The organism is Pedobacter suwonensis (assembly GCF_007833675.1).
Lineage (GTDB): Bacteria > Bacteroidota > Bacteroidia > Sphingobacteriales > Sphingobacteriaceae > Pedobacter > Pedobacter suwonensis.
On record NZ_CP031708.1, the window covers coordinates 1,574,807 to 1,595,334 of the forward strand.

Below are 20,528 nucleotides of genomic sequence, written 5' to 3' on the forward strand. Positions count from 1 at the left end.
ACCTTATACCATAAACCTTCCACCTCCTAACCTTTTTTAGGCACCTTGGCTCCTGCTTTTCTGGCTTCCGATAATCCGATAGCAATTGCCTGCTTTTTGGAAGTCACTTTTTTACCTGATCCGCTTTTAAGCTTACCCTCTTTCATTTCGTGCATGGTTTTTTCTACTTTCTCACCAGCTTTTTCTGAATATTTTGCCATTTTATAGTTCATTAGTTCAGTAGCCATTTGGTCATTGGTAACTGCCAGTTGCCAACTGAAAATTATTAATTCCTTTAGTCTTTAGTTAAACATTACATCTGGACGGGAGGTTTTAAAATTTTCAGCAAAAAAAATCCGGAGGTAGTTAAACCGTCCGGATTACTCATAAAATATTTGGTTTGTTGTTTCCTTACAAATGCATCAATTTGCTTTGGTCTTTAAGCTTTCTGCTTTTATCTTAAGTCAATATTTCGCGGGCAATTACAATCTTTTGTATTTCTGATGTGCCCTCGCCTATTGTACATAATTTACTATCACGATAAAATTTCTCTACCGGAAAATCTTTGGTATAACCATAGCCACCAAATATCTGAACGGCATCTGTAGCTACCTTTACCGAAACCTCTGAAGCAAAATATTTTGCCATAGCCGATTCTTTTGTCATAGGTAAATGCCTGTTTTTTAAATCAGCGGCCTGGCGGATCAATAGTTCCGCAGCTTCAATCTCTGTTGCCATATCTGCAAGCTTGAAACTAATGGCCTGGAAACTGGAGATGGGTTGGCCAAATTGCTGCCGTTGTTTTGAATAAGCCACTGCAGCATCAAAAGCCCCCTTTGCAATTCCTAAAGCCAATGCAGCTATAGAAATCCTTCCGCCATCCAAAACCTTCATGGCCTGTTTAAAACCTTCGCCAACATTGCCCAACAGATTGGCCTTTGGTACCCGGCAATTATCAAAAATCATCTCCGTGGTTTCTGACGCCCGCATTCCCAGTTTATTTTCCTTTTTTCCAGCGGTAAAACCCGGCGTACCACGTTCTACCACAATGGCCGAAATTCCTTTAGAGCTCCCCTGTTCTCCAGTTCTTACCATCACTACTGTAATATCGCCGCTTTTGCCATGGGTAATCCAGTTTTTTGCACCGTTTATGATGTAATCATCGCCATCTTCAACAGCAGTAGTCATCATTCTTAAAGCATCCGAACCGGTATTGGCCTCAGTTAATCCCCACGCACCGATCCATTCAGCTGTAGCCAGTTTAGGAAGCCATTTCTGTTTCTGTTCTTCGCTGGCAAATGCGAGGATATGCCCCGTACATAAAGAGTTATGTGCTGCTAACGACAAACCGATTGAACCACAAACCCGGGCTACTTCTACAATGATGTCAACATATTCCTGATAGCCTAATCCTGAGCCGCCATATTCTTCGGGAACCAAAACACCCATCAACCCTAATGCTCCAAGCTGCTTAAACAAATCTATAGGAAAATGCTGTGCTTCATCCCATTCCATGATATGCGGACGGATGTTTTTCTCTGCAAAATCGCGGACCATGGCCTTTACACTTTGCTGAGTTTCTGTTTCTGAAAAATCGAAGCTTACGCTCATTAAATATATATTTTTATAGTTAGTTGAGGCAATTATAAACAATTATTTGATAGTTAGTTACCATTAAATATTTGTGCCATTACAGAATGAAATGGTATTCGGTTCAATAAGTTTCCAGGTTAATTTTAAACATCGAAAATTAAGGAGGAAAGTTTTTTATGTTTTTTTTAAAACGGTAACCGAATGTTTTGGAAAATAGCTTCATTTGAATACGGATAAAAGATTAACAGCTTAAAATACTTAAACGTATTTTTTTAGGAAAGCAGGTTTAGAAGCATTAGGATCACGCAGTCCCACTGTCCGCTTTACTGCGTGCCCGCTTCCATTGGGTTTAGGTGGGAAGGCCAGTAATCAGATTTGGGTGCAGAAACAACCTGCCTTTAGTTATGCGCAAAGGCTTGCAGCACTGTCCTGCGTAACTAAACCTGATCGCAGCGAACACGAAGTGCAACGGAGTAAAGCGAAGAGCAGGAAGAAACCTGACTATGGAATACAGGTTTTGCTTTCCAAAACAACAGAACTCTTAAATACGCTTTTTTTAGGAAAGCAAGTTGGAAGCATTCAGGATCACGCAGTCCCACTGTCCGCTTTACTGCGTGCACGCTTTCCATTGGATTTAAGAGTACAGCCAGTAATCAGATTGGCGGTTGCAGGGTGCAGAAATAAGCTGCTTTAATTATGTGCAAAGGCTTGCAGCACTGTCCTGCGTATCTAAACCTGATCGCAGCGAACACGGAGTGCAACGGAGTAAAGCGAAGAGCAGGAAGAACCTTGGCTATGGAATACAGGTTTTGCTTTCCAAAATCAAAAATTAATATTCTTTCTAGAAAGAAATATAAGGCGTGATCTTATCGATCACTTCCTGATTTAATAAAATGATCTTTTTTAAATCAGCTACACCTGTATAATGGCCATGCTGCCTGCGATATTGAATAATGGCATTAATCTGCTTGAAACTCAGATATGGACTACGCTTTAAATCATTAAAACCTGCCGTATTGACATTGATTGTTTTTAGCGGTGTGTCGCCAATTTTAATCTGATCTTTAATCTCCGCATACTTAACGGAGTCTAAGCCATAAACTTCAAGAAGCTGCTCTTTCTTATAAAAACCACCCAAACGCTCCCTATATTTAATAATTCTACGTGCAAAAGTTTCGCCTATACCTTTAATCTCATCCAATTGCGTAGAATCTGCCGTATTAATATCAACAATTACAAAAGCTTTTTTAACATATTCTTTTCTTTCAGAAAGCTGATCATTTTTGTACACCTTAGTTGACTCGGGTATATGAGCATAAGGCAATATCTTTTTATACATTTCCGGCGAAATGGTATACATTTTCTGAAGATCTTCGGGTTTGTAAAATCTGCCACCCTTAGCCGTATAGTTTACAACCGATTGGGCCTGTTTTGCCGATAAGCCTAAAGTTTCCCAACCTTCCTTATTTAAAGTGTTGGGGTTAAATTTAAAAAGTCTGCCTGTTTTCTTATAGCTGGAAGCTTCAATCCTATCGCGAACAACATGATCATACGCCTTGTCTGTTATACTAATCTGTTGAATCTGCGCCAAAAGATCAGGATCATCCTTCGAAACCGGCTGGAAACGGGTATACAAAATCGGGATAGCCTTAATCACAATAATAATAAAGACCAGAAACAACAGCCCGTTGAATTCACTTTTGCTAACACCAAAATTTTTGTTAAACCAAATTCTCATTGATGCGATATGACATGTGGATTATAAATATAAATCTTATTTTTGGAATTGCAAAACTGCATAGGTTTTGCCTATCAACAATCTAAGAATTATATGAAAATCATAACTACATCTGAGTTTGCGAAAGCAACAAAGATAGATAAGCTAGGTGTGCCAGGTTTAGCAGGTTTGATGATGGAGATCATGAAACTGAACGACATTAATGATGTATTTGCTCAAAATCAACACTTTAAAGGCTTAGAATTTGTAGACAAGATATTGGAAACCATTGGTGTTTCTATAGAATTCGACGATGATGACTTAAATAGTATCCCGAAAACAGGACCTTTTATAGCTATTGCAAATCACCCTTATGGCGGTGTAGAAGGTTTGGCCCTGGTTAAACTATTGTGTACGGTTAGGCCAGATGCCAAGGTAATGGTCAATTTTATTCTGAAAAAAATACCAAACCTGGATGAATTTTTTGTGGCGGTTAATCCTTTCGAAAATGTGCAGCATTCTTCCAGCATCAGCGGATTAAAAACTACTTTTGACTTGCTCAGAAATGGAACACCGATTGGAATTTTCCCTGCCGGAGAAGTATCTACTTTTAAATTAGATGCGCAGCAGGTAACCGACAGGATGTGGCACCCTGTTGTTGGAAAACTGATTGCTAAAGCTAAAGTACCCGTTGTACCGATTTATTTCCATGGTAATAATGGCGTTTTCTTTAATATTTTGAGCTTTATACACCCTACCCTGCGCACGGCAAAACTACCTTCAGAATTTTTAAACAAACATGGACGAACCATCAAGGTCCGGATTGGTAAGCCAATAGCCGTTTCTGAAATTTCGCACATGAACAGCAGCAATAAGCTGATGGACTTTTTAAGGGCCCGTACCTATGCGCTTGGTATTGGTTTAGATACAGAGAAAAAACTCTTTAACCCGTTAAACCTGTTTAAAATTAAAAAGAAACCTGCGGAGGTAATTGAAGAAACCTCGAGGCTCCTGATTAAAAATGAGGTGGCAGCTCTGGAAGATTTCAGGGTTTGGACGGAGAAAAATTATGAGGTATACATTGTCCCAACTCTAAAAATACCGAATATTTTAAGGGAAATCGGCCGCTTACGCGAAATCACTTTCCGTGAGGTTGGCGAGGGTACCAATAAAAAAATCGATCTGGATAATTACGATATCTACTATAACCATTTATTTATATGGGATAAAGATTTAGAAAATATTGTAGGTGCTTACCGGATTGGAAAAGGTGATGAGATTTTAGAAAGCATGGGACGCCGTGGTTTTTACCTTTCTGAACTCTTTAAAATGAAAGATCAGTTCTACCCGATGTTGAGACAGGGTATTGAATTGGGCAGATCATGGATCAGGAAAGAATACCAGGGTAAACCACTTCCGCTATTCCTGTTATGGAAAGGGATTTTAAAATACCTGATCGATAATCCACAGTACCGCTATATGTTCGGTCCTGTAAGTATCAGTAATAATTTCTCGAAATTCAGCAAGGCTTTAATTGTAGATTACATCACTAAGAACCATTTCGATTACGAAATGGCCAAATACGTTAAACCGCGAAACAAATTTAAAGCCGATTTATTGCCTATTTCTACCGATACCCTGGTTGACAGCAGCGAATCTTTTAAAGATCTGGACAGCATCATCGGAGACATCGAAAACACGCACATTAAAATCCCGGTATTGTTGAGGCAGTACATGAACCTGAATGCAAAGATTATCTCATTCAATATCGACCCTAAGTTTTCTGATTGTTTAGATGGTTTCTTAGTGGTTGATACCCACAGTATTCCAGCAGAAATTTTGGAAAAACTCGGCAAAAACCTATAATTTAAGGCAATAAAAAACCCAGACATCCATCTGGGTTTTTTATTATCAACTAACCTAAACTTTATAAATACTAACCAAATATTTATGCCACAAAGATGAACCTTCTATATTAAGACAACATCAAGTAAACATTATTAAATCTGCGTTCTTAATATCAAAAAACAGCCTTTCAGGATCAATTAAAGTTTATTGCTGATAAAATTTTGAATGTTATTTAAAATTTAACGATTTTGTCACTATTTATTACGAAACATGAGCTGTTTACATTTGAATACAACTTTTTTGTAGATTGGAATTTCTTATTAACTCTCTAAAATGTATCAAGAAAAAAAAAGTACATCATCATTAATCTTTTTTACTTTACTGTTTCCAATAATGAATATCACATTCAACATGATATTTATTCCACTCTTTAGTATAATACAGCTTCTTGTTGATAAAACCTTTAACATAGAACGATTGGGCTTGAGTATTCAAGGGATGCTTTATTTTGGCTTAATATATTTCAACTATCATTTAGCAAAGACACCAGCAGAATCAGCAGATAACCTATTTGAGCGTTTTGCCCCAAGTGTTAAAAATCTATTAATCTATTTACTTGTATCAATCCAATATATTTCTATAGCAATTGGGATAAACTTTTTGGTAACTCGTCAAGCACTATATATGTATGATATTCAATTGGTTCAGGTGCTTGTGCCATCATTAAGTATTGCCCTTGTTGCCACTAATAGATTCATCGCAGATCTCAATAAAAAGCAACGGGGCTATTAATTTTATTCAGCAATGATAATATTTAAAAGTAGTCGAAGATCACCAGCATTGTACTCGTCATTAGGTGCTTGAAAAGCAACACGACAGCCATAGAGTTGAATTATTATATCCAACGAAATGTATTAAATATAATCAGATAGCCACAACCTCAGCTACCATTAGTCATAGAGATTTCAACCTCTTTATCCCAATCTGGAAATGCACTTATAAATTTAATTGCGATAAGTAAATAAATCAGTTCCACGTACTGGTGTATTTTAGCGAATATCAAATCATGAATTTTTACTATCATCAAGTTTGTAATAATTTATTAATGCCATACAGACTAAAATTATAACGCTATAATACTCTACAAAGCAGCGATTTCAAGTTTCTTAATTTAAATCTTAATATTAACACTATATTAAGCAATGCCGCAATTGTTCACATAAAGAAATTGTTGATTTTATATTAATAATAAGTAAATTTAATGTAACCAAATATGGCGCGGTTTGAAAAGAGGAATTTACATCTACATTTTGAGGACTATTTTGTTCGCTGGCCTGATGACAAATGCCATCAGCTCAAAGGGACAACATTACGCTTTCGATTTTTATGAAGAGACTTTTAATTTCAATGTCGATTCCACAATAGTTTTTCCCATACCTCAAACGGCAACAACTTCAGCAGTTTCGAACTTTTATCATCAGATCTCTTCCGGACGATACGCTTCCCTTATCTCATCTTTAGAAACCTACCAGAAAAAATTTAATTTAAACGACTGGATCTATTATCAACTGATCCGCAAAACAGCAGAACAGATTAGTCCCAAAGCCAACAACTATTTTGGATATACATTATATAAATGGTTTTTACTAAGTAAATGCGGCTACGATGCAAGGTTGGCGGTAGGCAACGAGCAGGTCATTTTCTATGTAAGAAACGAAGAAGACATCAGCGATATTCCGTTTTTTATGATTGACGGGCAAAAGTTTACATGCCTGAACTACCATGATTACGGCAAACTATTTAAACAGGCCGATGCTTACAAACCGATAAAGATATCAATACCAGAAGCCAAGAATCCATTTTCCTATAAGGTAACCAGAATGCCCGATTTTAAGCCTGAAAGTTACGAGGAAAAAGACATTGAATTTAGCTACCGACAGAAAATACATCATTTTAAACTTAAAGTTAATCAGGATGTACAGACCATTTTTAAAAATTATCCGGTAGTTGATTTTGAGAGTTATTTCAATATCCCGCTGAGCAGAGAAACGTACAGTTCTCTTATTCCTACACTGAAAGAAAATCTGAAAAACATGGATCAGAAAAAAGGTGTGGATTACCTGATGAGATTTACACGTTATGGCTTTCTATATGAAGATGACAATGAAAACTATGGTAAGGAAAAACGCTTTTCTCCGGAACAAACCTTATTGAGTACATATAGCGACTGCGACGACCGGGCCGCATTATTCTTTTACCTGGTAAAGGAAATATATAACCTGCCAATGATTGCATTACTATACCCCAAACATTTAACCATTGCGGTACAGTTTGACAAACCAGTGGGTGAAGCAGTTACTTATAAGGGCAAAAAATATTCTTATTGTGAACCTACCCCTCAGGCACAAAACTTAAAAATAGGGCAAATTGCCACCAACCTGAAAAACCTGAAGTATGAGGTGGTATATGCTTATGAGCCTGGCAACAAATGAAAGACCGGACAGGTTAAGCTAAGGTTAACCATAAGTTAAGATGATGTTATCTTATCGATAAGAAGTATATTAACACTTTATTTACCGTATTTTTAAGGGTTAATCTGAAAAAACACATGGCCGCCATCATCTATACTGTTATTAAGGAATTCTTTGTCGAAATTCACGGCTATCCGGTAAAGGCCAGGATTCTATCTCCAATTAATGACGACAAAACCTTTACATTTCAGGTCAGTTCGCACTTTAAAAATACCAGCGGACAGGAAGCCAATGTACCGGCTTCCACATTTACCTCTTATGCCAATGCAGAACGCCATTTGTTGGGCTACCTGGAGGCCTTTCAAAATACATTGGATTTAGGTGGTGAAGTAGCACCAGGAAATGCTTTTTAATTATTTTCTTTATCGTCTTTCTCCGCGGGAAGTTCTGATTGGATTACCTCCTCCTCAAACTCCTTTTTGTCTTTTTGGTTTCTGACGACCAGATAAATAATTAAAATAATGACCAGAACTGCAACGCCTATTACTATTGGATAATTCATATTTGTTCGATTAAATACCAGTCTATGCAATTTAACCTAAGTTATGACAAATATTTTGTATGTTAAGCAGCTATCTGAGTGTTAACATAATCATAATATTAACTTAACTTTCTGTTTTTCTACTTTTGTAAAAACCCATAAGTAGATGAAAAAGAATAAATCCAAGTCGAAAAATCATTCGACCAATAAAAAGCTACGTAAAGAATTAGAATCGAAATTAACCTTTGCATTTAATGAATTAGTTAATCAATATGGCAAAGCAAAAAAAATCGACAAAGTAATTGAGAAGTTTGCCAAACAACTTGCTAAAAAGGTAACTATTCCTGCTGTAGATGATTCTATTGTGCCGTTTATCAAGGAAGAAGAACAAGCTGCACCAGCCGTTAAAGAAAAGCCAACAAAATCATCAGTAGTAAAAACCGTTACCAAAAAAGCAAAAGTGACCGAAAAAGAAGAGGCGGAATTAAAATAGATTACAAAAGAGTCCTGTTAGTTATTAGCAGGACTCTTTTTTGCTTTTAATTGAAGGTGATGGTTTGTCTGGCCCATTCTCCCGCACATTCTAGTCCAACCAAGCGGCATTCTAAGTAATAGGTTCCGGGTGTGCTATAACTCCATTCTTGCTGCGCAGCATTGGAGAAGCTACTTGTAGGCAGTACAACAGCTAAACTTTGGTTAAGCATTCTCCATTCGTAATAGCCGCCATCATACATAGCCCCAGCGGTACTGATCACCGTACTGCCGGTACTTACTGAAGACAAGCCATTGATTAAATTTTTAAAAGTACTCACAAAAGGTGTAGTTACCGGTGGATATAAATACTGTGCAGCGATTACATCATAAGAAGAAAATGCTGACCAGTTATTTGAAGTTCCTAAACGGCCTGAATTCATTACCGAATTAGGATCGTTAGAAGGTGCTCCGTTATTGGGTGTGCCGGGTATTGGGTTTGCACCAACTGCACTTCCACCCGTACCTTCAGCTGCCCAGTCGGTATGCCTTAAACCAAGGCAGTGGCCAATTTCATGTACTAACATATACACATCTTGAGCATGGCTCCTCGGAATACCATTATCTTGCCCATTACTGTTCACATTATTGGTATAAGGGTTTACCAGAAGCGTTGCCCCAGGTGTACCTGAACTGGTTGGAAATTGACCTTGCCCGAATGCACCTGTACCTAAATTTTGTTTTTTAACCGTGATGTTCGGCGTAACTGAGCTCGCGTAAGGTGGATAAAACTGGCTATACGAATGAATCAGATTGATGCGGCAATTGCCAATAGAATTCCAGGCTGTTACAGCATCCCTTATGGCATAAAACCACCGGGTATCGTAATCTTCGGTAGTAATAATTACATTCGTTAAATTTCCTTGAATCAAATTATTGGTGTTAGCCTGCGATATCTTCCCTCCGGTGTTCTGCGGCCTTACAGTAGTTTTGGAAGAAGATAGAGATACTTTAGAAATCAGGATGTCGCCCTCCACGATATAATAATCGCCAGATTCTTTAATACCATCGGTGCTCAAACCCATTTCTTTGATTTTTGCAATTGTAGCCGATGCAACTTCAGCTTTGCTATCAGTAGTGATAACAGGGGATTCAGATTTTTTACATGAATAGATGCTTAATGTTAGCAGTAAAAATGCTAAGCACATTGTCCTTGAGAATGCGCTAAAAATAGATGTTTTTTTCATAGCTTTTTTATAATCCAATATAATACATTGACTATTAAGCTATCATCATCAAATCATTAATATTATAGTACAGAAGAGTCATATAAATAAGTAGTAACATGTCATTATCTACTTCGAAAAAGCTAAAGAAAGGCTATAAATTAAAGCTTATTAGCCCATTAGAAAAATCTCAAGATTGAAATTCAATTAAATACACGGGCTCGACACAATGGATCATTATTTAATATAGGCTTTGTATGAACGAAAAAAGGGCACCCATTTATGATGGGTACCCTTTTTTTCTGCTGTTTCAGAAAAAATAATACTATAAATTTGCTAACAAATCTACACCATCTACAGTAGCCCATTTTCCTTTGGTTAAAGAAGCACCGGTTGCTGTGGTTGAAGTTGTCCAATTGGTACCAAAACTAGCTGCAGTTACATTAACAGTAGATACACCATTGATAAATAAAATAGGAGTGTTGGTAACCTTAACATTTGTTAATTTAATTTTACCAGTTAATACCTGATCGTTATAAGTTACCAAATCACGGATTTGAACGGCACCACCATTAAAAGCGGTTGGTGTAGTTTGGCTGCCATATCCATCAATTACAATGTTGCTATAATCACCGTTTCCTTGTGCTTTAAATTGGAAAGCATCTAACTGGATTTCACTTTGTGCTTCGGTAGTCGTACCAGCCGCTCTTTTTAAGGTGATATTTTTTACTACTGGCCAAAAAGAATTATTTACACCTTTAGCTTCTATTTCCATACCATAGTTACCCACGCCTGTTTGATAAGCAAACCAGTTTGTGTTATCTTGACCTCTCCAGCCATCTTGCCAATCGAAAGAATCATCAGCATTACCATATGAAATTAAGTTTTTAGCACTTACAGTACCGCCATAGAATTCAAAACCATCATCATTTCCTTTATAAGAAACCAGGTTTTCCAAAACTGTTCCGCTACCTACTGAATAGAAAGAGAAACCGTTTTGTTCTTTAGAGTTGGTGGTAATTACACGGCCTGCATATTCTACCCTTACATATTTTAATGAACCACCGTTATGGGTGGGATTAGAGCCACCGTATGTTAATGATAAACCATCTTCAGATGTTGAAGTTTGTGGAGCAGGAGCAGTAGATGAGTTTACAATCGGAGCATCACCATACATGATAATGCCATTCCAAGAACCACCCACTTTTGATTTTTCTGTTAAAACAATCGGGTTATCGGCAGTACCATTAGCAATTAACTTACCACCGTTTAAAACTACTAAACCATCATCACCATCAGATTTATCAGCAGTAAAAGTAGAACCAGCTTCGATAGTTAGGGTAACACCCGACTGGATTTTAACAATGCCTTTTAATGTGTAATTACCAAAAGCCAATGTTCTATTAGCCGTAATATCACCTGAAATCTCACCTACTACCGGAACTTTTGTAGGAGTTTCCTCATCCTCATCTTTTGAACAGCCTGTAAAAATGGTAGCTGATACCGCAATTGCATAAAGTAATTTTTTCATTTGAACTCTTTTTTAATTTTCCTTTGAATTGTAAATTTAGTTTTCCTATGTTTTGAATATATTAACCCAGGTTTAACATTGCATTAACCGGGGATTAAACTTGGGTATTGATTAGAATGTATAGCCAAGACCTAATGACACTCCAATCCCTCTTTTATAATCTTTAACGGTTAAGTCGTTCTCGTATATTTTAACTACACTTTTTTCGCCTAAATTGATTCTGTATGTAGGATTTAAGATATTTTCTACGCCAAATTTCAAGTCCCATTTACCAGCGATTTTGTTGCTCCAGATCAAATCCAGCTTTCCAAAAGGCTTTTCGTAATAGTTATCTAAACCATTGGTACCTACTGCATAAATACGTTCGCCATAAATATTGTACGCTAAAGTGAACGTACTTTTCCAGTTTTTACTGAAATTACTTTCGTGTTTGATATCGGCATTGATCAACCATGGAGATGCTCCTTGAAGCTTGCGGGTATTGTCGTTACCGATTGCCGCAGTTTCTGCGCTATTTCTTACCTTATCAATAGTTGTTTTCGTATACATTAATGAGGTATTGAAACCCAATGAAAAGTTAGAGAGTGATTCGCTGAATCTCGAAAGCTGTAGTAAGAACTCCAATTCAGCACCATATAAAATAGCTTTCTTAGAGTTATCATAGGTAATAGCCAAACCGCCACTTCCTGCTGATTGTATAAATAAGCGTTCAATAGGATTTTTCAAATACTTAGCAAATCCAGTAATAGCAAACATTTCAGTATTTGATGGAAAAAACTCATATTTCACATCTAAATTATAGTTTTCGCTATTTACTACGTTAGGGTTACCATTTTCAATAGTTCCATCGGGATTCACAAACTCCAAAGGGAAAGCTTCCATGATAACTGGCTTGGTTAAGGTTTTAGAAAGTGATAACCTTAAGTTGGTTTTTTCCGTAACTGAATATTTAAAGTTTAAAGCTGGTAAAATGTCAGTTCTGTTTTTAGTTACCTTTAAAAAAGGATCATCAAAAGTACCTTGGTTTCTAAATCTTGTAACCCTTTCCGATTGCTCTACCCTTAGCCCACCATTAATATTGATTTTATCGCTCAACACCAGTGATAAATCTGCATAACCAGCGTTAACGCTCTCTTGCATGCGGGCAATATAGGTTGCACCTGTACCTTCATAATAAGTAAAACCACCATTAGCAATCTGTTCTGCCAACGTAGGATCGGGTTTGTTGGTATTGAAAGTAGCGTTGTTTGAAGCTAAGTTCTGTGATACCAAAAACCTGAAATTAGATTCGATTTTATTGAAAGAGCCATTATAACCTACTGTAAGTTTATGGGCTTTTGCGATATCGCTATTTCCAAACTTCCAGTTGTATTCCAATAAACCAGATCCAAAGAAATCGCCATCGAAATCCATATACTGCCTGGTAATACTGTTACCAGTATAACTGATTGATGTGGTGTTTTTATCAAGCATTGCACCTTTAAACGATTTTCTGTCTGGAAGCTCATAACCTGTTTTTGAATAAGATGCTCCTGCCCTTACACTATGCTTATCATCTTCGGTTATTTTGTAGTTGGCAAATAATTGTCCAGTAAAGAAATCGGTTTTTTGCAATTGATTTAAGCGGATAAATGAGTTATTGGCAGTAGCCTGACTATTGGTATAACCCAACTGATCTTGGATCATAGTTTCTGTTCCTTTTAAATAAAAGGCATTTAAATTCAGGTTTAACCTATTTGTAACATAGTTAACCGCCCCTAACAAAGATGAGTTGGTAGAAAACCTATATTTAGTAGTATACAAGTTATTATCGTAAATACCCTGTACAGTATTGAAGAAACGATCTACACCTTCTCTGATTTGAAAATTATTATCAGTATTAACAGACACCAGATACTGTAAATAACGATTGTTCTCGAACCGAAATTTCTGCGTGTGCAATATCCCAATATTGGTATTCAAAGGTGCCTTTCCTTCTTCTACATTAAAGCCTGAACCAAATTTCGAATTAGCCTCATCAGCTGTCATGGTGTAAGAGGAAGGTCTTTTACCAAAAACTTTTGGCAAATCGCGACCGCTACCTGTAAAACCGAAGTAATCTCCAATTGAAGTCTCTCCTTCTGGCCTTAAAAATTTTTTAAAGCTGCTGTTAGAGAGAAAACTCGTACCAATATTTATTTTAGTTACGGCTTTTTCACCTTTAGCCGTTACAATATTGAATGTTCCACCAGCGAAATCGCCATACAAACCTGCGTTAAAGGTTTTGTAAGTTTCCAAAACACTTACAATATCCGTTGGGAAAAGATCTAGTGGAATAATTTTTTTAAAAGGGTTATTCGATGGAACTGCCAAACCATTAATTAGTAAATTATTGTAGCGATCTTCCAAACCGCGCACGAATAAACCACGTCCGTCAACCTTGGTAATACCTGTAATTTTGGTCAGGCCCTCCTCCACATCACTAACACCTTTTCTTGATAACTCCTGAATACCAATACCCTGTTTAATTTCGACAGCATTTTTTTGAAGCGAAAGCAATGCGGTTTCAGATTCTCTGCTCGCCTGACCTTTAACCTGCACATCAGCCAATTTCTGGGAATTTGATTCTTCAAGTGCCAGGTTCAAAGTAGTAGTTATACCTCCGGTTACCTCTACTGCTGGTACTTCTTTCGTAGCATATCCTACATAAGAAGCTTCTATTACAAATTTACCATCTTGTAGTGCAGGAATAATATATTTACCATCAGCACCTGTTGAAGTACCCTTAGTTGTACCTTTAATTTTAACGGTTACACCAATTAGGGTTTCGCCTGTTTTTTTATCGGTAACTGTTCCAGAAATTTTTCCGGTCTGTGCATACGAAAGTATGCTGATCGTTAGCGCGAACACAGTAAGTGCCGCCCTTTTAAAAGAGTTTAGTAAGTCCAATTTGCCTTTATTTGATAAGGGCAAAATTATTACCACAGTGTTAACTGTAAGTTAGATGTTAATTAAGATTGTTTTACTTTAAAGTTAATTAAATATTAACAAGTATTTTTGATCAGTAACGGATGCCTGTTTTTTTGCAAATAAAGTGCAGTAACCAAATCGGACCAATTAGTAAGAATTTAACATCATCTAAGAATGATGGTTTTTTTCCCTCTATTTTATGCCCGATAAACTGACCAACCCAGGCCACTACAAATATTGCAGCATAAATGACATAAGCGGTTCCGGTCCCTAAACCTACAGCCTGTTCAATTTTGACGATAACGTAACTCATTATTCCCACCACCCAGATCATCATGAAAAACAGTACCGGAGACAATGTAAAATAATAATACAGGCTAAAGGCCAGTAGAAAGGAAGCCCAGTTAAAGAAGCCATTATAGCTGCCCAGAAATCCCAAATGCGGAAAAGGAATCTGCCATACCAAACCCAATAAGCTAAATACAATTAATGGAACACAGATCCAGTGTACCAGTTTGTTAGTCGGATTTTGATGACTTTCGGCGTACTTGTCAAAAAGTACATCAACAGGTCTCTTAGGTTCAATTTTAATGGTTTGCTTGCTCATTATGTAAAAATAAAAAAAGCGATGGAATATCCATCGCTTTATATTTTGTTTAATTCATAGACCTTATAGGTTTTGAAACCTATAAGGTCTTAAAAATATTACTTCGCAAAGGCTACAGAACGGGTTTCCCTGATTACAGTAACCTTAATTTGTCCCGGATAGGTCATTTCTGTTTGGATACGGGTAGAAATATCAGCAGCTAACAATTCAGCCTGTGCATCGGTAATGCGCTCGCTTTCTACAATTACACGTAGTTCTCTACCGGCCTGAATGGCGAAAGTCTTCTCAACACCCGGATAAGAAAGAGCCAACTCTTCTAAATCCTTAAGGCGTTTAATATAACTTTCCACTACCTCACGGCGTGCACCCGGACGGGCGCCAGAAATGGCATCACAAGCCTGTACAATTGGTGAAATCATTGAAGTCATCTCAATTTCATCGTGGTGGGCACCAATGGCATTACAAATTTCAGGGTGTTCTTTATATTTTTCGGCCAGTTGCATACCTAAAATGGCGTGTGGCAATTCAGGATTGTCATCAGGCACTTTACCAATATCATGTAATAAACCTGCACGTTTAGCCATTTTAGCGTTCAGACCTAATTCTGCGGCCATGGTAGCACAGAAATTAGCTACTTCACGTGAGTGATGTAATAAGTTTTGCCCATAAGATGAACGGTAACGCATACGTCCAACCATGCGGATCAGTTCAGGATGCAAGCCGTGAATACCCAAATCGATTACGGTACGCTCTCCGATCTCTACAATCTCATCTTCGATCTGTTTTTTGGTTTTGGCTACAATTTCTTCAATACGAGCCGGGTGGATACGACCATCTGTTACCAAACGGTGTAAAGCCAAACGGGCTATCTCTCTCCTTACCGGATCGAAACCTGATAAAATGATGGCTTCCGGCGTATCGTCTACAATAATTTCGATACCGGTTGCTGCTTCCAAAGCACGGATATTTCTACCTTCTCTACCAATAACGCGACCTTTGATCTCGTCACTCTCGATGTGGAAAATAGATACAGAATTTTCAATTGCCGCCTCTGTAGCAGTACGCTGGATGGTTTGAATAACTACTTTTTTAGCTTCTTTGCTCGCCGTTAATTTGGCTTCATCCACAATATCCTTCACCTGCATCATGGCCTGGGTGCGGGCTTCTTGTTTCAGATTTTCTACCAATTGTTCTTTGGCTTCTTCGGCAGAAAGGCCGGCAATGGTTTCCAATTGCTTTAGATGCTGGTTTTTGAGTACCTCTACTTCTTCCTGCTTTTTAACCGCAAGTTCAGTCTGTTTTTCGAGGTTAATTTTATGCTTTTCGAGTTCCTGCTCTTTTCTATTAAAATTTTCCATGCGCTGATTTACCGATTGCTCTTTTTGCTTAATGGTATTTTCGCGCTGGTTAATGGTATTGTTTCTGGCACTAACTTCTTGTTCGTGCTCGGCTTTTAACTGTAGAAATTTCTCTTTTGCTTCTAAAAGTTTATTCTTTTTTAAAATTTCTGCATTGTTTTCCGCATCTTTTAAAATCTTTTTCACTTTGTTCTGTGCGGCAATTTCCTGCTGTTTAAGCAAGTTACGCAGGAGAAATCTTCCTATTACTACTCCGATAGCTATACCCGCTATCACGGCAAATACGTATCCTAATATTTCAACTATTTCCATTTTATTTTTTATGTAAAAAAAAACCGCAACTAATTTTTAAAGTCTCATACATTTTAAACCTCAACTAAGCATAATTAGGGTTTAAGCCATTTTCAGGTGCAATAGCAAATGAAATACGCCCTCTTAACCCTATAGATATTGAAGTGTTAAGTTTTATAAAATTTGAAACTCAAAAACCAGCCGCGGCTATGTTTTTATGCTAAATATTGGCATCATTTAAGCGCTGAACAGGTCAGCGTAATGAAATGCCGAAAGAACGAACCTTATTTTGCAAAGAAATTACTGAGTAAAACATCCAATTCTTCAACTTTATCGGCAACAGCAGTATCCTGGCTCTGTACTTTGTTTTCTGTTCTTAACACGGCTGTTGCATAATGCAATACGGCCATAGAAAGAAGGTCTTGCTTATCTCTAACCGCATAATTATCCTGGTAATCTTTTATGCGCTCATTGATCATTTTCGCTGCCCGTCTCACAATTTCTTCCTCTTCCATGTTCACCTTTAATGGGTAAATACGGTCGGAAATGGTTATTTTAATCGAGATTTCTCCCATTTGTTAGCTTAGTTTCTGATTTCCTTGCATCACTATTTTTTTAATAATGCAATACTTTTATCAATCTCCCGCACAAAATCGTTAATTTTTTGTTTAATGTCAAGCGATTTTTCACTTGTCCCCTCGATACTTTTAGCCAATTTTGTAACTCTCAATTTTTCATCAAGTTCTACATTTTTTTCTTTCGCTGTATCAAGTGCTACCTTTAACGATTGGTTTTCAAGCTTTAATAAATCATTTTCTTCCTGTAGCGCATTACATAACTCAATTACCCGAGCCGTTTTTTGTAATACTTTATCTAATTGATCTGCAACAGAAGCCATGAATTTATTTCTAAAAATACGAATTTATATTTTATTTCCTAATTTCTGCACCAGCTTGTGCCGTTAAATTCGTAATAAGCTTCTGCATGGTATGCTCAATCTGCTTATCGGTCAGGGTTTGTTCCTCATCCTGCAAGATGAAATTCAGCGCATAAGATTTTTTCCCTTCCGGTAATTTATCACCAACATACACATCAAATACCCCCACTTCCTTAATCAGCTTTTTATCCGTTTTAAAGGCAATCCCCTTTAAGGTATCGAAAGTTACATTTTGGTCAATTAATAAGGAAAGATCACGACGTACCTGCGGATATTTAGCAACATCTTTGTGCACGATTTTATTTTTCCTTACAATATCCAACAAAACAGCCCAATCAAAATCCGCATAAAATACTTCAGTATTCACATCAGCTACTTTACGATCAGCTTTTGAAACAGCACCGAAACTTACCAAAGTTTTATCTCCACGGAAATATTTAATTCCATAAGCAAAGTTTTCATCGTTTAAAACATCCGACTGATAACTGGCAATCCCCAAACGTGATACAACTGCATCAACAGCTGATTTTAAATTATAAAAAGTTGCCGGTTTAGCCTGGTGGTTCCATTGCTCACTTTGCTTGGCACCAGCAATTAACAATAACAACCTTGGCCGCTCAACATACTTTTCGTTAATCAAATGATAGGTTTTACCAAATTCATAAAACTTCACATCCGAGTTCTTCCGGTTTTGATTGTATGCTACACTTTCCAGCGCCGGCATCAGTAAATTCTGGCGCATTACATTTAGATCACTGCTTAACGGATTTAAAATAAATACGGCTTCGTCTAGATTTTTCGAATAGGCCGATTTGGTTAACGAGTTGCACATAATCTCGGCATAACCATTCGCGGTAAGCATATCTGCAATTACATTATGAGTATTTTCCTTTTCAGGCTTAACACTGTAAGAAAGTGATGCGTTTACCTTTGAAGGAATTTCAACATTGTTATAACCGTAAATACGCAGCACTTCTTCTGTAATGTCGCATTCGCGGGTTACGTCTACTTTAAATGATGGCACCCTTAAAGCCAAAGTATCCTCAGCGGTATTGGTAGCGGAAATACCTAACGCAGTTATGATGTGTTTGATTTCGGCAGATGGGATATTTGCACCGATCAGTTTATTGATATTGGTATAACTTACCTCAAACTCAAAGGGCTTGATGTGGTTTGGATAAATATCAGCAACCGGAGAGGAAATTTCGCCGCCAGCCAGTTCTTTAATCAACATGGCTGCATATTTTAATGCGGTAACCGTAATCTCAGGATCAGTACCACGCTCATACCGGAAAGAGGCATCGGTTTTTAAACCATGTCTTTTCGACGTTTTACGCACAGAAACAGAATTGAAGTAAGCACTTTCGAGGAAAATATTTTTGGTACTCGTATCTACACCAGAAGATTTGCCACCAAACACCCCTGCAATGCACATTGGTGCTTCAGCATTGCAGATCATCAGATCATCTGCACTCAACTTTCGCTCCACATCATCAAGCGTTACAAAAGGAGTTCCTTCTTCCGCTTTTTTAACGATTACTTTTCCACCGGTAATTTTATCAGCATCAAATGCATGTAATGGTTGCCCCAAACCATGAAGCACATAATTGGTAACATCTACCACATTATTAATCGGACGTACACCAATTACCTTTAATTTGTCTTTTAACCAGTCAGGCGATTCTGCCACGGTAACGCCCGAAATGGTAACGCTACTGTAACGCGGGCAAGCGGCCAAATCTTCTACTTCAACCGGAATAACCAGATTTTCGTTGTCCGTTTTGAATGCAGAAATATCGGGCATTTCATACTCACTCCTGAAATAAGCAGCAACATCTCTCGCCACGCCCAAATGCGAAGCCGCATCGGCACGGTTAGGTGTTAATCCGATTTCGAACACAAAATCGTCATCCATTTTAAAATGATCTTTTGCACGGATACCAACTTCGGTATCTTCAGCCAGGATCATAATCCCATCATGTGATTTACCCAAACCGATTTCATCTTCGGCACAGATCATTCCCTGCGAAAGTTCTCCTCTGATTTTTGATTCTTTTATCTTAAAAGGTTCTCCCTCTAAGGGATATACCGTAGTACCCACGGTAGCTACCACCACTTTTTGGCCGGCGCCTACATTTGGCGCACCGCAAACAATCTGAAGATTTTCTTTACCACCAACATTTACAGTGGTAATACGTAACCGATCGGCATTGGGATGCTGAATACAGGTTAATACTTCGCCAATAACCAAGCCCTCTAAACCGCCCACAACAGGCTGCACTTTTTCTACACTTTCTACCTCCAAACCTACATTGGTAAGAATTAAAGAAAGCTCCTGAGGTGTTTTTTCAATTTGTACGAATTGCTTTAACCAGTTATATGATATTTTCATTTTAGAGAATCAAGTAATGAGTATCAAGTATCGGGACAAGCCCGGATGATGATCAATTTTATTAAAACGCAAAGATATTATTTAAAGGTCAAAGGAGGAAGTTAATTATTGAGATTTGAGACTGGAGACGTGAGATATGAGATGTGAACTGGAGATGTGGGATATGAGACATAACAAAACCTAAAAATGGTGCAAACACACCAAAAAGTAACTAATGGCCGATTTTCAGATTGGATAGAATGACCGCACATGCCCCTGCTCCTATTACCAGCATAATAACCGAAGCGATAACTAACTGAAGTCCAGGTTTAATGGGCTGATTTCTTACAGCTTTCATGATAATCTGCGCGATGCCAATTACAAACAACACCACCGCAATTACCCAATATATAATAAAAATTCCCATGCGCTTATTTTGATATTAACTGTTAAAAAGCAATACGGCACAAGCACCAAAACCGATTACAGCCATTATTACCGAAATAATAAGCAGTTTCAATCCGGGTTTCACCGGTTCGTTCCTGGAAGATTTAATGATAATCTGAATGATCCCCACTACAAAAAGTACAATCGCAGTAAGAATGTAAATCACAAATAGTCCGAATAAACCATCCATA

20 protein-coding genes are annotated in these 20,528 nt (G+C 37.6%); 6 read left to right on the top strand and 14 right to left on the bottom strand.

What is annotated here, in order from left to right; all coding sequences use genetic code 11:
• Positions 1-26 precede the first annotated feature (26 nt).
• Together DV942_RS06435 and DV942_RS06440 are read right to left on the bottom strand one after the other, a co-directional pair.
• Positions 27-227: a DUF6496 domain-containing protein gene (locus DV942_RS06435; RefSeq protein WP_145856187.1), complete on the bottom strand. Its 201-nt coding sequence runs from the start codon at positions 225-227 to the stop codon at positions 27-29.
• Positions 228-438: 211 nt separating this feature from the next.
• Positions 439-1,590, bottom strand: coding sequence for an acyl-CoA dehydrogenase family protein (locus DV942_RS06440; RefSeq protein ID WP_145856189.1), 1,152 nt, complete (start codon positions 1,588-1,590; stop codon positions 439-441).
• Between the two features lie 361 nt (positions 1,591-1,951).
• Here DV942_RS06440 and DV942_RS06445 point away from each other — a divergent pair, with 361 nt between their 5' ends.
• Entirely contained in the window at positions 1,952-2,266 is a 315-nt protein-coding gene (locus DV942_RS06445; RefSeq protein WP_145856191.1) for a hypothetical protein, read from the top strand.
• Positions 2,267-2,413: 147 nt separating this feature from the next.
• On the opposite strand, the gene DV942_RS06450 is transcribed toward DV942_RS06445, so the two are convergent.
• The gene (locus tag DV942_RS06450; protein WP_145856193.1) at positions 2,414-3,310 is read right to left on the bottom strand and encodes a ComEA family DNA-binding protein; all 897 of its coding nucleotides are present in this window, start codon (positions 3,308-3,310) and stop codon (positions 2,414-2,416) included.
• 93 nt (positions 3,311-3,403) lie between these two features.
• Between DV942_RS06450 and DV942_RS06455 the strand changes: the two genes are divergently transcribed.
• From DV942_RS06455 to DV942_RS06470, 4 genes are all read left to right on the top strand, one after another.
• Positions 3,404-5,155 carry a lysophospholipid acyltransferase family protein gene (locus DV942_RS06455; RefSeq protein ID WP_090982762.1) on the top strand — a complete coding sequence of 584 codons (1,752 nt, stop codon included), beginning with the start codon at positions 3,404-3,406 and terminating at the stop codon, positions 5,153-5,155.
• A 315-nt stretch (positions 5,156-5,470) separates the two neighbouring features.
• On the top strand, positions 5,471-5,929 hold the full coding sequence (locus DV942_RS06460) for a hypothetical protein (RefSeq protein ID WP_145856195.1): 459 nt from the start codon (positions 5,471-5,473) through the stop codon (positions 5,927-5,929).
• Between the two features lie 491 nt (positions 5,930-6,420).
• Positions 6,421-7,629 (top strand): hypothetical protein, encoded by a 1,209-nt coding sequence (locus DV942_RS06465; RefSeq protein WP_342354906.1) that lies wholly within the window; start codon positions 6,421-6,423, stop codon positions 7,627-7,629.
• 116 nt (positions 7,630-7,745) lie between these two features.
• The gene (locus tag DV942_RS06470) at positions 7,746-8,021 is read left to right on the top strand and encodes a hypothetical protein (protein ID WP_090982758.1); all 276 of its coding nucleotides are present in this window, start codon (positions 7,746-7,748) and stop codon (positions 8,019-8,021) included.
• On the opposite strand, the gene DV942_RS23430 is transcribed toward DV942_RS06470, so the two are convergent.
• On the bottom strand, positions 8,018-8,170 hold the full coding sequence (locus DV942_RS23430; RefSeq protein ID WP_167543440.1) for a hypothetical protein: 153 nt from the start codon (positions 8,168-8,170) through the stop codon (positions 8,018-8,020). The genes DV942_RS06470 and DV942_RS23430 overlap by 4 nt on opposite strands.
• A gap of 145 nt (positions 8,171-8,315) precedes the next feature.
• Here DV942_RS23430 and DV942_RS06475 point away from each other — a divergent pair, with 145 nt between their 5' ends.
• The gene (locus DV942_RS06475) at positions 8,316-8,642 is read left to right on the top strand and encodes a hypothetical protein (RefSeq protein WP_145856196.1); all 327 of its coding nucleotides are present in this window, start codon (positions 8,316-8,318) and stop codon (positions 8,640-8,642) included.
• A 46-nt stretch (positions 8,643-8,688) separates the two neighbouring features.
• Here DV942_RS06475 and DV942_RS06480 read toward each other — a convergent pair whose 3' ends face one another.
• The 10 genes from DV942_RS06480 to DV942_RS06525 all read right to left on the bottom strand — a co-directional run bounded on the left by DV942_RS06480 (position 8,689) and on the right by DV942_RS06525 (position 20,527).
• The gene (locus DV942_RS06480) at positions 8,689-9,867 is read right to left on the bottom strand and encodes a M57 family metalloprotease (RefSeq protein ID WP_145856198.1); all 1,179 of its coding nucleotides are present in this window, start codon (positions 9,865-9,867) and stop codon (positions 8,689-8,691) included.
• A gap of 304 nt (positions 9,868-10,171) precedes the next feature.
• Complete coding sequence (locus tag DV942_RS06485) at positions 10,172-11,377, bottom strand: hypothetical protein (RefSeq protein ID WP_134203966.1); 1,206 nt, start codon at positions 11,375-11,377, stop codon at positions 10,172-10,174.
• Positions 11,378-11,488: 111 nt separating this feature from the next.
• Positions 11,489-14,305: a TonB-dependent receptor gene (locus tag DV942_RS06490; protein ID WP_186462437.1), complete on the bottom strand. Its 2,817-nt coding sequence runs from the start codon at positions 14,303-14,305 to the stop codon at positions 11,489-11,491.
• Between the two features lie 112 nt (positions 14,306-14,417).
• The gene (locus DV942_RS06495; RefSeq protein WP_145856202.1) at positions 14,418-14,933 is read right to left on the bottom strand and encodes an Mpo1 family 2-hydroxy fatty acid dioxygenase; all 516 of its coding nucleotides are present in this window, start codon (positions 14,931-14,933) and stop codon (positions 14,418-14,420) included.
• A 98-nt stretch (positions 14,934-15,031) separates the two neighbouring features.
• Complete coding sequence (gene rny / locus DV942_RS06500; RefSeq protein WP_090982748.1) at positions 15,032-16,603, bottom strand: ribonuclease Y; 1,572 nt, start codon at positions 16,601-16,603, stop codon at positions 15,032-15,034.
• A gap of 263 nt (positions 16,604-16,866) precedes the next feature.
• The gene (locus DV942_RS06505) at positions 16,867-17,157 is read right to left on the bottom strand and encodes a cell division protein ZapA (protein WP_090982746.1); all 291 of its coding nucleotides are present in this window, start codon (positions 17,155-17,157) and stop codon (positions 16,867-16,869) included.
• A 32-nt stretch (positions 17,158-17,189) separates the two neighbouring features.
• Complete coding sequence (locus tag DV942_RS06510; RefSeq protein WP_090982743.1) at positions 17,190-17,480, bottom strand: hypothetical protein; 291 nt, start codon at positions 17,478-17,480, stop codon at positions 17,190-17,192.
• Positions 17,481-17,511: 31 nt separating this feature from the next.
• Complete coding sequence (pheT, locus tag DV942_RS06515) at positions 17,512-19,911, bottom strand: phenylalanine--tRNA ligase subunit beta (protein WP_134203969.1); 2,400 nt, start codon at positions 19,909-19,911, stop codon at positions 17,512-17,514.
• 211 nt (positions 19,912-20,122) lie between these two features.
• Complete coding sequence (locus tag DV942_RS06520) at positions 20,123-20,317, bottom strand: hypothetical protein (RefSeq protein WP_145856204.1); 195 nt, start codon at positions 20,315-20,317, stop codon at positions 20,123-20,125.
• 15 nt (positions 20,318-20,332) lie between these two features.
• Positions 20,333-20,527 (bottom strand): hypothetical protein, encoded by a 195-nt coding sequence (locus tag DV942_RS06525; RefSeq protein ID WP_090982737.1) that lies wholly within the window; start codon positions 20,525-20,527, stop codon positions 20,333-20,335.
• Between the last annotated feature and the right edge of the window lies 1 nt (position 20,528).